Raw genomic sequence first — 12,371 nt, 5'->3', positions numbered from 1 at the left:
GAATCTCGTATACTGCGGGGGCTTGTCGTTGTGCTATGACGAAACGGCCTAATATGTCCCGGCCGTTTCGATTGGATTACCCAGTTACCTCCACGCTTAGGCTCATCTCGTAGATATAATACGGGGCCGAGTCGAATCATTTACCCGTGCGTAGCGTATTGTTGCTTTTCCAGTTTATTACTACCCAATAAAAGCACCTCGGACAGGCTAGAGTCCTGATTCTCCATTAATCGAGAAGAACCCCCGGCACCTTTATTGTTGATCTGAAAAGTTCCGACAAGTGCCTTCAAGCGCCTTGCCTGTTCTTCCAGCGTAAGCGATTCCCTGCTTGATGCTTGAACCAGCGAAGCGTTCTGCTGTGTCACCGAATCCATTTCCGTGACAGCCGTATTGATTTGCAGTATCCCCGAGGACTGTTCATGCGTTGCCGCCGCCACTTCCTTCATCAGAATGGCGAGCTGACTGATGGTCGTTTCCGTCTCGCTGATACCTTGACCACTACGATCTGCCTGTTCCACGCCTTCGATAATCTTGGCGTGAGTTTCTTCCAGCAGGGTGCGAACCTGGCTTGCGGATTCAGCACTTCGTCCCGCGAGGGAACGTACTTCGTTAGCTACCACGGCGAACCCCCTACCCTCAGCGCCAGCCCGGGCCGCTTCAACCGAGGCGTTCAAGGCTAGGATGTTGGTCTGGAAGGCAATCGCATCGATGACCTTAATGATGTCTTTCATCTTGCTTGAATACGCGGCGATCTCACGCATTAGCTCAATGTTAACCTTTACATCATGGCCGCTGCTCTGAGCGCTCCTAGAGGCTTCGCTAGCCAGCTTATTGGCTTTTTCGGTCGTCTCGGTATTTTGCTGCACTGTCGCGGTCATTTCTTCCATGCTCGAGGCCGTCTGTTGCAAAGCTGCCGCCTGCTGCTCGGTACGTGCCGATAATTCCTGAGTGCCCGAGGAAATTTCGTTGGCGCCGGCATGTACGGCTTCGCTGGCATCATGCAGGCGCGTAACGAGATCGCGCAACATGCTGACCATTTGCTGCACACTCGCGTTGAGCGATACCTGATCGTGCGGGGCAACTTGTAACTCGCTGCTCAGGTCGCCTTCCGCCACACGCTTCATGGCCTCCCTTAAGCGATTCGGTTCGTCGCCCAATTCACGCCATACTGAATTGATGATGAGGAAGGATGCCACCCCAAGCACGCTAAGCACGACGAGCCCCGTGAGGACATTGATAGTCAGACCAGTGGCTACCCCGTGGTCAGCCTCAGCCTGGCGATCAAGTGTCGCTTGAGTGGCATAGGCTATTTCCGCCTCCATCAGCTCTGTCATTTCCCCTTGGGCAGCTTGCATCTCAACAATTTGATTCCCGAGTTGCCCGATACCCAACATGGCGCGGGTCGCACCTATCGCCGCGCTCTGATAACGGCTGAAAATATCTCCAAGTTGCGAAGCTACCTCGTGCTTACCTTCAATTTCTCCCGCGTCGAGGATGAGCTGTTCGACACGCTCGGCCTGGGCCTGGACAGCTTCCAAAGCATCCACGTCTCCCTCGGCTGCTGCCGCTTGTAGTTGGTTGCGGAACAGCTCAGCATGGCGGTCGATTAAGTTGATCCCCATCAGATAGGGGTTATCAGTTTCACGCAATTGCTCAATGGCTGACGAGGTGCGGGCACCTACAATAAAACTCAGTGAGATACCAACAATGAATACAAGTGCGGCACTTAACGGTAGAACCCAGATCTTGGTACGAAACTTCACGACATGTCTCCTGTCGCTTGAAAGAACGTTGGCCCGTAAACGGGCCAACGAAGTTTTATTCAAGGTCGAGTAATACCTTGACCGAGCCGTCTAGTGCGGACCTTTCTATATAACCAATACCTCGTGCATCCTCTGCGACGGCGTTTCGCACCGCTGCCGAATCATGCAGTTGCTTGGGCGCCTGAGCCTGGCCGGAGAATACCAGGCGAGACCACGTCGACTTCACCTGCGCCACGTTGCGTCCAGTCGCCTTTTCGTAAAACTCCGCATACAGGTCACTGCTTTCCGGTAGGTCGTAGAGGCTCGCCCCCTTGCCTTTACCTAAAAACAGGTCACTGACTCGATCCTTCGTCAGAGGCTCGGCAGAAGGGTGCCCGATAACCACCAGATCAGCAGCAGTGGCAATGCTGGAGGAAACGCTCAGAATCACGATTGCCAGAATCGATTTACCTAATTTCATGACCGCTCCTTAGAAAACGAAATCTACAGCCACGCTATAGGCATAGACAGGCAGATCACCGTGCTGGAAATCAGCATCGGGAAGAAGTTGTTGAGCAAAGCGATCGCCACTCACCCGGTCAACCTGGGCCTTAAAAGCGATGTTTCTGGCCGCGTCCCAACGCACGCCAACCGCAGTGGTATCGGTGTTAGCGCTCAAGCCATAACCGTCGCCCTTGGGCTTGAAATGGGCATAGGTGGCGTACGGCATCAATGAGCCGAAGCGATATCCCGCAGTAAGGTAGTAGCTGTCGCTATCGAATTTGCCATCCACAGCGCCCTCGCCGCTAAAGCGCCGCATGACATATTCCGACATGGCCAGCAGGCTGCCGTTGTCGTACTGAAGGCCCGTACTATAAAAGTTGTCGTCGCCTTCGAGATACTTCGCCCCCATCAAATCGAGCCTATTCTCGGACTTGTAGGTATAGCCGACGCGCCCCGTCCAGTCGCCCTTCTGGGCCTTGACGTCAATTGAATAAAGCCTGTCGCTCTGCTCTTGGAATTCAAGAACGTTGTTGCCGATAAAGTTGACATTGATAGTACTATCGCTGGCTTTACCCGCCGACAGACGTGTCGTGATGTTGTAATCGCCAAGCTCGTTTTGTAGCACACCCTGGAGACCATCGAACGAGGAGGTCAATGAAGCGTCATAAACCTCGACAGGCGCACGCAGCCAGTGCTGGGCATAGCCCACATTGCGCGAATCGGAAATAAGGAAGGTAGGAACGACCATGCGCCCGGCACGCAGTGTGGCCCAGTCGGTCACGTTTGCTTGCAGGAACAGCCACTCCAGGTCGGGAGAGGAATCGCCATCACGACGACTGGTGTATCCTTGACCGACAGCAGAGAACCACTCATTGAAGGTAAGGTTCGCCTGTAACCCAAGGCGACTATCCACTCCCCAATCCCCCGAATCGGTAGCCCCTTTATGTTGCCGCCGGCTAGCGCGGAACTGGGCATCGTTGGTATCGGTGGTGACGTAACCCAGAGTACCGAAGCCGGATAAGCGAAGATCGGGAGCGGCCAAGGCGAGCTGAGTGTTCGCGCACAAGGCTGCGCCGATCAATGCCGCCGGAAGGAGCTTACGGTTTTTCATCATGACTTCCTGGTAAAAGAATCTGCAAAAGCTTGCAAACTTACTATCGGTTACCGGGCAGATAAATTTAGCAAAACATTACAAAAGTTCGTTTTTTTGTGATTGTTTTTTCCAATCAAAAAAATAATTTTTCCTATTAGATTTTTCCCTTGGTTTAAGGTATGTCCATGTAAGTAGCTTCTCAAAGTTAGCCTAGCCGCTATGCGTAAGTCCGCTGACCTTGCTCGCAGAAACGTCCTTACCGAGGCCTGCTCTGACAGCGGGGCGGTGGAGCCCGGCTAGTCAACCGAGGTGTAATCAGGGCGCGGGTCGGTTCGCTGGCCTACGCCCTTTTTATAGCGAAAGGAAAAACAGGATCAATGGCGGCGAGAGTAGCGAAAGCAGAAAGCCGCTGACCACGGCCACCGGCACGCAGGCGACACCACCGTGTTGCTGAATGACAGGCAAGGTGAAATCCATCGACGTGGCCCCGCCATAACCGATGGCCAGCGGTGTCAGGCGATGGATGGTGATCGGGATCAGCAGAAACGCCAGCAGTTCGCGGCTCAAGTCATTGAAGAAGGCGACACCACCCATGACCGGACCGAGCTGGTCACCGATCAGGATGGCTGATAGTGAGTACCAGCCGAACCCGGAGGCCATCGCCAACCCTTGGTTCCAGGCAATGCCCAGCAGTGGGGCGGCCAGCAGGCCGGCGACGAGCGAGCTACCGGCTACGGTCAGCGCAATGAAAAGGCCGTTTCGATTGAGCAGGATTTGGCGCAGCGGCATGCCTGAATTGCGCAGTTGGCAGCCGATCAGGGCCAGTAACAGGTAGAGCACCCACTCGGCCAGTGTCTCGGCCAGGTCATGCAGCTGCCCCAGGCCGAGCCAACCTATCGCCATGCCCATGACGACACCGAGGATGACCACGCCGACCAGCAGCAGCGAGCCGCGCATGGCCGCCCACTTGCTGGTCGGGGCGCCTGCCACGATCGGCGATGCGCCGCTGCGCAGGGTGCTATGCCGCGACAACCAGGCCAGGGCTGCCAGGTTACAGGCGGTGGTGATGGCGAGCAGGACGGCGGCCTGGCCCCCCATGCGCGATAGCTGCTGGCCGAGGTCTTCCAGGGCCGCCAGGCTGATGCCCATCAGCAGCAGGATCACGTAGATCGACAGGTTCACCGCATGATTGATCGCCTGCACGAGGGCAGGCCGGGACACGCGGACGAGGTAGCCGAGGATCAAGGGCAACAGCACGATCAGCACGCCGGACAGCATCGGAGCTCCTCGGTAAAAGGGGAGACAGCCGAGTCGCGGCTGCAAGGAGCCCGACGATAAGTAACCTTGCATATGAAGGCAAATATTTGTCCTGAAGGGCGATCGAAACGGCTTATGTCGATCAGGGCGAGAAGGCGATCAAGCGCAGTTGGCTGGTGAGCTCGCCGTCGCGTCGATAGTCGACGCTCAAGAGCAGCCCCGGATAGTCGGGATGGAAGCGAAACGTCAACAGGCGCTCGGGCTCATCGGGCTCCCATGTCTCGACTCTGATCGCCTCGAAGTCGCCGGCCGGCAAGGTCACGGGGGCGCGTTCGCCGACACGATAATGAAGTGTCTCCTCGCGCCCCTTGTGATCCTGATAGGTAAGTTCACAAGGCGGGGCCGTTGCCGTGCAGCTTGCCGTGTTCGCCTGACGTGACAACGCGATCAGCGCTGCCTGGCGGTCGAGTATCGGGGCGAGTTCCTGGTGACCGAGTCGATAGGAGCCCCCGATACCCAGCAGGGAATAACGACTGCTGTAAGCCGTCGCCCGGATGGTGTCCTCCTCGATGCGAAAGCGGCTGCGTTCGCTACCCTTGGCGAGCGCGACCGCCGCTTGCATATCGCTTTGCCAATGCTCGCCTTGACGGGAAAGGCGATGCGCGACACGGGCATCCGGCCAACCATCGATCCCGAGCTGGTACTCGGCGGCGAACGGTTTCAGAGAGGGCAGTGCGGCCAGGGCCAGCGTCGGCGAGACGAGCAGTGTCAATGCTAGGCCTTGCAGCAAGCAACGTAGCGAGATGGGCATTACCGGCGCTCCGGGGGGGTCAATAATCCTGTCACTAAGAGGCGGGAGACGCGTACAAGGTTCCTGCAGCTTGCCCCTCGTGCGTGATTTTTTCGTGTCGATCCACCTGCTTTTCGCAATGCCCGGGCTTGGCTACGCTGTGCTTAGCGCGTTTCAGCGCTTATTCCCGCTAGGAGCAGACCATGGCCAGACTGTTGTTGATTGCCGGTGATTTCGTCGAGGATTACGAATTGATGGTTCCTTTTCAGGCCTTGCAGGCGATGGGTCACACGGTCGATGCCGTCTGCCCCGACAAGCGCGAGGGCGACACCATCAAGACGGCCATTCATGATTTCGAGGGCGACCAGACCTATAGCGAGAAGCCCGGCCACAATTTCGCCCTCAATGCCACGTTCGGGGATATCGATCCGGCCGATTACGATGCCCTGGTGATTCCCGGCGGGAGAGCGCCCGAGTACCTCAGGCTCAACACCCGCGTCCTGGAATTGGTGGCCCATTTCTTCGAGCATGACAAGCCCGTGGCCGCGATCTGTCACGGCGCCCAGTTGATGGCTGCCGCTGTTTCGCTCAAGGGCTATCGAGTTTCGGCTTACCCAGCCTGTGCCCCTGAAGTGAAACTGGCGGGAGGCGACTTTGCCGACATCCCCGTCGATCAGGCGGTCACCAGCGGCCGTTTGGTAACCGCACCAGCCTGGCCGGCTCATCCCGAATGGCTGAAGCAGTTTCACGCCCTGCTGTAACTCCGGAGAGCGGCGCTTTACAGAATAGACCGACCGGTCTATTCTGTTTCGCATGACAACCATCACGTCGCGAGACAAGTTGATCCAGGTCGGGGCCGAGCTCATCGCCGAGCATGGCTACACCGCCACGGGCATCAACACGATCCTCAAGCAATCCGGTGTCCCCAAGGGCTCCTTCTATCACTACTTCGGTAGTAAGGAAGACTTCGGCCTGGCGGTCATCGAGAGCTTCGCGGACGCGTTCGATGAACAGCTGGCTTCCACCCTAAGGGATACATCGCAGCCGCCACTATCACGGCTGCGTCACTATTTTTCCTCGGTCAAGGAAGAAATCGCCCGGCATGAATGCGTGCGGGGCTGCCTGATCGGCAACCTGGGGCAAGAGCTTTCGTCTCACAGCGATATTCTTCGCGATCGGCTCGAAAAGGTCTTTCGTGGCTGGGAGCAGAACTTCATTGCCTGCCTCAGCGATGCCCGCGCCGCAGGGGAGATCGACGACTCTCTCGATCCCGAAACGCTGGGCAGCTTCATCCTGGTGGGCTGGGAAGGTGCCATTCTGCGTGCCAAGACGGCACGTTCGGTACAGCCCATGGAGGCCTTCGAGGCCGTGCTTTTCAAGCATGTTCTAACGTCACCCTCTCAGAGCGTCTGACTGACACAGTGCAACGTTGCCTGTCGGTGTAGCGCTTTATCGTCCGATGACTAGTAGACCGGTCTAGTCACGACTTTGTCACACAGGAGGTAGTAATGAGCGATCCACTCTTCGAACCGCTTCAATTGGGTGAGTTGAACCTGCCCAACCGTATCGTGATGGCGCCGCTGACACGTTCGCGTGCCGCCCAGCCGGGGGACGTCCCGCAGGCGATGAACGTCGAGTATTACCGTCAGCGGGCCGGAGCCGGTCTGATCATCGCCGAGGCCACGCAGATTTCGCCTCAGGGCAAGGGCTATGCCTTCACCCCGGGCATCCACTCCGAGGCCCAGGTCGAGGGCTGGCGCCAAGTCACCGATGCCGTGCATGACGCGGGTGGACGCATTCATCTTCAATTGTGGCACGTAGGGCGCATTTCGCATCCCGACCTGCAGCCCAACGGCGAGCGTCCGGTAGCGCCTTCGGCCATCAAGCCCAAGGCCCAGACGTTTGTGAGTGCCGAGTCGGGCATGGTCGATATCCCCGAGCCGCGTGCGCTGGAAACCGACGAGATTCCCGGCATCGTCGAGCAATATCGCGTTGCCGCCGAGAACGCCAAGCGTGCCGGATTCGACGGTGTGGAGATTCATTGCGCCAACGGCTACCTGCTCGATCAGTTTCTTAAAAGTGACAGCAACCAGCGCACCGATGCCTACGGCGGCTCGCTCGAGAACCGTATGCGTCTGCCGCTGGAAGTCGTCGAGGCGGTTGTCGGCGTATGGGGTAAGTCACGGGTCGGCATTCGTGTCAGCCCCACCGGCAGCTTCAACGACGTGCACGATGCCGATCCGGTCGAGACCTACGGTGAATTGGCCAAGCGCCTGAATGACCTGGGCATCGCCTACATCGAGGTCGTCGAGGACTCCTTCCAGGGCAACCATGCCAATGGGCGTCCCCAGTCGGTCATCGATGTCATTCGTGGCAATTTCAGCGGTGTCTATATCGGCAATGGCACCTACACCGCCGACGAGGCACGTGAACGCATCACAGCGGGGCAAACCGGTCTCGCCTCGTTCGGGCGCCCCTTCATCGCCAACCCCGATCTACCGGAGCGATTCCGGCAGGGTGCCGAGCTCAACGAGTGGGATGGCTCGACCTTCTACGGCGGCGACGAGCACGGCTATACCGACTACCCAAGTCTTGCCGATCAGCAGCGCTAACTGAGCTGACGGCGAGCCAAGGGCGGCTCGCGGTTGCGAGCCGCCAAACGACGCGAAAAAGGAGCATTCATGTCCGAGATTCAGGATAAGGTCGTCATCATTACCGGGGCCAGCAGCGGTCTGGGCGAAGCCACTGCGCACCGTCTCGCCAAGGGCGGGGCGAAGCTGGTACTGGCCGCACGTCGGGAAGAGCGTCTCAAGGCGCTGGCAGACGCCATCGTCAAGGAAGGCGGCGAGGCCATCTACCAGGTGACCGACGTCACCGATCGCGACCAGATGGCCTCCCTGGCCAAGACGGCACGCGACAAGTACGGCCGCATCGATGTGCTGATCAACAATGCCGGTTTGATGCCGCTGTCCCCCCTCGATCAGGTCAAGGTCGACGAGTGGGACCAGATGGTCGACGTCAACATCAAGGGGGTGCTCTACGGCATCGCCGCGGTCATGCCGATCATGCGCGAGCAGCATGCGGGCCACATCATCAACCTGTCCTCGGTGGCTGGCCATGTGGTGTTCCCGTCGGCGGCGGTCTACTGCGCCACCAAGTACGCCGTGAAGGCGCTGTCCGAAGGGATTCGCCAGGAATCCGAGGGTGAGATCCGAGCCACCAATATCTCGCCGGGAGCGGTGTCGACTGAACTGACGCACACCATTACCGATCCCCAGACGGCGGAAGGGGTCGATGAGCTCTATCAGATGGCCATCGATGCCGATGCCATCGCACGGGCCATTGCCTTCGCCATCGAGCAGCCGGGCGACGTGGACGTCAATGAGATGATCATTCGTCCCACCAAGCAGCCCCTGTAACCCGCTCTCGAATGGGTAAGACTCGGCACGCCGCGACAGTCTCTGTCGCGGCGTTTTCTTGTCAGCGCGTTGAGGAACACCGGCGATAAAAAATCAGTAACCGCTCTGAGGGTCCACCGTCTCCACCGTTTCGCCCGCTTCCCAGGCGCGCAGTGTCTCGGCGACCTGATCGGCGGCTTCCTCGACCGGGGTCGGCGCGGCCATGTGCGGGGTGATACGTACGCGGGGATGGGCCCAGAGCGGATTGTCTGCGGGCAGGGGCTCCTCGGGAAAGGCGTCGAGCAGGGCCCCGCGCAGGCGACCTTCGTTTTCGGTGTCGCCCAGCGCCTCGAGCAGCGCGGCTTCGTCGATCAGCGTGCCGCGCCCCGGGTTTATCAGCGTGGCCCCCTCGGGCAGGGCGGCGAGTGTCTCGGCATTGATGATATGGCGTGTCGCCGCGGTATCGGGCAGCAGCGTGACCAAGGTGCGAACACGGGTTAGCAAGGTATTCAGGCCGTCATCGCCGTGATGACAGGTGACGCCCTCGATCTCCTTGGGCGAACGGCTCCAGCCATGCACGGGAAAGCCGTCGGAGGCCAGGGCCTGGGCCACGTGCTTGCCGATGGCGCCGAGTCCGAGAATGCCGACCGCCCAGTCACGTTTGGCGACCAGCGGTACTTCCTTCCACTGTGCATTGCGCTCCTGGCGCAGGTAACGGTCGAAATCACGCTGGAAGTGCAGTACGCCGTAGCGCACGTAATCCGCCATGAACTCGCCCATGCCGGCATCCCGCAACTTGACGATCGGCATTCCCTTCGGCAAGCCGGGGTTGTTCAGCAAGGCGTCCACCCCGGCGCCCAGATTGACGATACCGCGCGCATTGGCATGTCGCTCGAGTAGAGAGGCGGGTGGTTTCCACACCGCCAGATAATCGATATCGTCGACCCCATCGTCGCTGGTGAAGACCTCGGCCTGGGGTAGACGTGATTTCAATGCGTCCCGCCACATCGGGGCATCGTCGATGTGCACCAGAATGCGCATGCTTGTCTCCTGTCATGGGTTCCTTTTCAGCATCATGGGCGGCGAGACGCTGTCAAGTAAAGCCAAGCGCCGAATAGGGCCTCTCGATGCGTTGAAAGCCTTTGACGGCGGGCTTGGCCGGGGTGCTAGTATCAGGGTCGGAAAACACTGTAGAAGTATCTCTCAACCGCCCTTCCTAGCCGGCGGTTTTTCGGGTCCCGATCTAAGGGCCTGGAGGTTCGGTCACCCCCGCGGGGCGGCCGGTTTCGGCGATTATCGTATGGCGAGTGGTCCAATGCCCCAGGTTTCCCTGCCTTTCACTCGTGAGGAATACGCGCAGCGACTATGGAAGGTCCGTGCGGAAATGGCCCATCGCGGTATCGACGTGATGGTCATCAGCGATCCTTCCAACATGGCGTGGCTGACCGGCTATGACGGCTGGTCGTTCTACGTGCATCAGTGCGTTCTGCTCGGCCTGGAAGGCGAGCCCGTCTGGTACGGGCGCCGTATGGATGGCAACGGGGCGCTGCGGACCTGCTGGATGGAGCCGGAAAACATCACCCATTATCCGGATTACTACGTGCAGAATCCGGACATGCACCCCATGGACTACCTGGCCCAGTCGATCATGCCCGACCGCGGTTGGCATCAGGGCGTGATCGGCCTGGAAATGGACAACTACTATTTTTCGGCCCAGGCCTATCTGAGCCTGGTCCGCGAGTTGCCCCATGCGCGGTTCATGGACGCCAATTCACTGGTCAACTGGTGCCGTGCCATCAAGTCTTCCCAGGAAGTGGCCTACATGCGCGTAGCGGCCAGGATCGTCGAGTGCATGCACACCACGATCCTCGACATGATCGAGCCGGGGCTGCCCAAGAGCAAGCTGGTCTCCGAGATCTACCGTGCCGGCATCGAGGGCTGGGTCGACGATACTGGCAAGGTCTTTGGCGGCGACTATCCCGCCATCGTGCCGATGCTGCCCACCGGCAAGGATGCGGCAGCGCCCCACCTGACCTGGGACGACACGCCGTTTCGCCAGGGGGAAGGCACATTCTTCGAAATAGCCGGAGTGTATAAGCGCTACCATGCGCCACTGTCGCGGACCGTCTTCCTGGGCAGGCCGCCCCGCGATTTCGTGCGTGCCGAATCGGCCCTGCTCGAAGGTATCGAAAATGGCCTGGCGGTGGCCAAGCCCGGCAACCGGTGCGCCGATATCGCCATGGCCCTGGGCAGCGCCATGGACAAGTACGGATTCGACCGGGGCGGGGCCCGCTGCGGCTACCCGATCGGTATCAGCTATCCTCCCGACTGGGGCGAGCGCACCATGAGCCTGCGCCCCTCCGATGAGACGATTCTCGAACCGGGCATGACCTTTCACTTCATGCCTGGGCTGTGGGAAGTGGACTGGGGGCTCGAGATCACCGAGTCGATCCTGATCACCGAGACGGGGGCCGAAACCCTGGCCGACTTCCCCCGGCAGCTTTTCGTCAAATGAGTGCAACCGGTTCGTCAAGCGAGGACACCATGAGCAAGCGTTCCACCCCGATGCGTCCCAGCCCGATTTCCGCGACTGTCGATTTCGAGGCCGACGGCGTCCAGCACGGCTTTCTCAAGTTGCCGATCTCCACTGACGAATCGGCCTGGGGGGCGGTGATGATCCCGGTGACGGTGGTCAAGAACGGCGAAGGTCCTACGGCGCTACTCACCGGCGGCAATCATGGCGACGAATACGAAGGCATCACTGCGCTGCTGAAACTCGCCCGGTCGCTGACAGCGAACGACGTTCACGGGCGGGTGATCATCGTGCCGATGATGAACATGCCGGCCGCCATGGCCGGCAAGCGGACCTCACCGATGGATGGCGGCAATCTTAACCGCAGCTTTCCCGGCGACCCGGACGGTACGGTCACCCAGCGTATCGCCGACTACTTCACACGTTATATGGTGCCGCTGGCCGACGTGGTGCTCGATCTGCACTCCGGCGGGCGGACGCTGGATATCCTGCCGTTTGGCGCCTCGCACCTGCTCGATGACAAGAATCAGCAGCGCCAGGCCCTGGCGGGCGCCAAGTCCTTCGGGGCACCGTACGCCATGATGATGTTCGAGCTCGACGCCGCGGCCCTGTTCGATACGGCGGTGGAAAGCCAGGGCAAGGTCTTCGTCGCCACCGAGCTTGGCGGCGGTGGCTCGAGCACTCCCGAGCGCATGGCCATTACCGAGCGTGGTATTCGTAATTTCCTGATCCATTACGGCTTGACCGACGGCGAGGGGGAAATGCCCGCCGAGCCCCAGATCTATCTCGATATGCCCGATGCCTCGTGCTACGTCCAGAGCGAGCATACCGGACTGCTGGAACTGACCCTGGCCTTGGGCGATACCGTCAGCAAAGGGCAGGTGATCGCTCGGGTCTACGACATGACGCGCACCGGCGCCGAACCGGTGGAATACCGTGCCCAGCGCGACGGACTGCTGGTGGCACGGCGCTTCCCCGCCCTGGTCAACATGGGTGATACCCTCGCCGTGATCGCCGAAGTGGTCGAGTCGCTGGACTGACTGGAACCGGGGCT

12 protein-coding genes are annotated in these 12,371 nt (G+C 59.7%); 6 read left to right on the top strand and 6 right to left on the bottom strand.

Annotated features, from left to right (window positions below; all coding sequences use genetic code 11):
- Positions 1–140 precede the first annotated feature (140 nt).
- From JH15_RS05095 to JH15_RS05075, 5 genes are all read right to left on the bottom strand, one after another.
- On the bottom strand, positions 141–1,763 hold the full coding sequence (locus tag JH15_RS05095) for a methyl-accepting chemotaxis protein (RefSeq protein WP_052383902.1): 1,623 nt from the start codon (positions 1,761–1,763) through the stop codon (positions 141–143).
- Between the two features lie 55 nt (positions 1,764–1,818).
- Complete coding sequence (locus JH15_RS05090) at positions 1,819–2,223, bottom strand: type 2 periplasmic-binding domain-containing protein (protein ID WP_043527609.1); 405 nt, start codon at positions 2,221–2,223, stop codon at positions 1,819–1,821.
- A 9-nt stretch (positions 2,224–2,232) separates the two neighbouring features.
- A complete protein-coding gene (locus JH15_RS05085; RefSeq protein WP_043527607.1) occupies positions 2,233–3,357 on the bottom strand; it encodes a porin family protein in 1,125 nt (374 codons plus the stop codon).
- 333 nt (positions 3,358–3,690) lie between these two features.
- Positions 3,691–4,617, bottom strand: a complete 927-nt coding sequence (locus tag JH15_RS05080; protein WP_043527605.1) for a LysO family transporter — start codon at positions 4,615–4,617, stop codon at positions 3,691–3,693.
- Positions 4,618–4,738: 121 nt separating this feature from the next.
- Positions 4,739–5,407 (bottom strand): hypothetical protein, encoded by a 669-nt coding sequence (locus tag JH15_RS05075; protein WP_043527603.1) that lies wholly within the window; start codon positions 5,405–5,407, stop codon positions 4,739–4,741.
- Between the two features lie 182 nt (positions 5,408–5,589).
- On the opposite strand from JH15_RS05075, the gene JH15_RS05070 reads away from it, so the two are divergent.
- The 4 genes from JH15_RS05070 to JH15_RS05055 all read left to right on the top strand — a co-directional run bounded on the left by JH15_RS05070 (position 5,590) and on the right by JH15_RS05055 (position 8,805).
- Positions 5,590–6,147: a DJ-1/PfpI family protein gene (locus tag JH15_RS05070; protein ID WP_043527601.1), complete on the top strand. Its 558-nt coding sequence runs from the start codon at positions 5,590–5,592 to the stop codon at positions 6,145–6,147.
- Positions 6,148–6,199: 52 nt separating this feature from the next.
- Positions 6,200–6,799: a TetR/AcrR family transcriptional regulator gene (locus JH15_RS05065; protein WP_043527599.1), complete on the top strand. Its 600-nt coding sequence runs from the start codon at positions 6,200–6,202 to the stop codon at positions 6,797–6,799.
- Between the two features lie 95 nt (positions 6,800–6,894).
- Positions 6,895–7,998: an alkene reductase gene (locus tag JH15_RS05060; RefSeq protein WP_043527597.1), complete on the top strand. Its 1,104-nt coding sequence runs from the start codon at positions 6,895–6,897 to the stop codon at positions 7,996–7,998.
- Positions 7,999–8,067: 69 nt separating this feature from the next.
- The gene (locus JH15_RS05055) at positions 8,068–8,805 is read left to right on the top strand and encodes an SDR family oxidoreductase (RefSeq protein ID WP_043527594.1); all 738 of its coding nucleotides are present in this window, start codon (positions 8,068–8,070) and stop codon (positions 8,803–8,805) included.
- A gap of 93 nt (positions 8,806–8,898) precedes the next feature.
- On the opposite strand, the gene JH15_RS05050 is transcribed toward JH15_RS05055, so the two are convergent.
- On the bottom strand, positions 8,899–9,825 hold the full coding sequence (locus JH15_RS05050) for a 2-hydroxyacid dehydrogenase (RefSeq protein ID WP_043527591.1): 927 nt from the start codon (positions 9,823–9,825) through the stop codon (positions 8,899–8,901).
- A gap of 274 nt (positions 9,826–10,099) precedes the next feature.
- Between JH15_RS05050 and doeA the strand changes: the two genes are divergently transcribed.
- Positions 10,100–11,299, top strand: coding sequence for an ectoine hydrolase DoeA (gene doeA / locus JH15_RS05045; RefSeq protein ID WP_043527589.1), 1,200 nt, complete (start codon positions 10,100–10,102; stop codon positions 11,297–11,299).
- A gap of 29 nt (positions 11,300–11,328) precedes the next feature.
- Positions 11,329–12,357, top strand: coding sequence for a N(2)-acetyl-L-2,4-diaminobutanoate deacetylase DoeB (gene doeB / locus JH15_RS05040; protein WP_043527587.1), 1,029 nt, complete (start codon positions 11,329–11,331; stop codon positions 12,355–12,357).
- Positions 12,358–12,371 lie beyond the last annotated feature (14 nt).

The organism is Litchfieldella xinjiangensis (assembly GCF_000759345.1).
Taxonomy (GTDB): domain Bacteria; phylum Pseudomonadota; class Gammaproteobacteria; order Pseudomonadales; family Halomonadaceae; genus Litchfieldella_A; species Litchfieldella_A xinjiangensis.
This window is presented reverse-complemented; position numbering and strand designations above follow the sequence as displayed.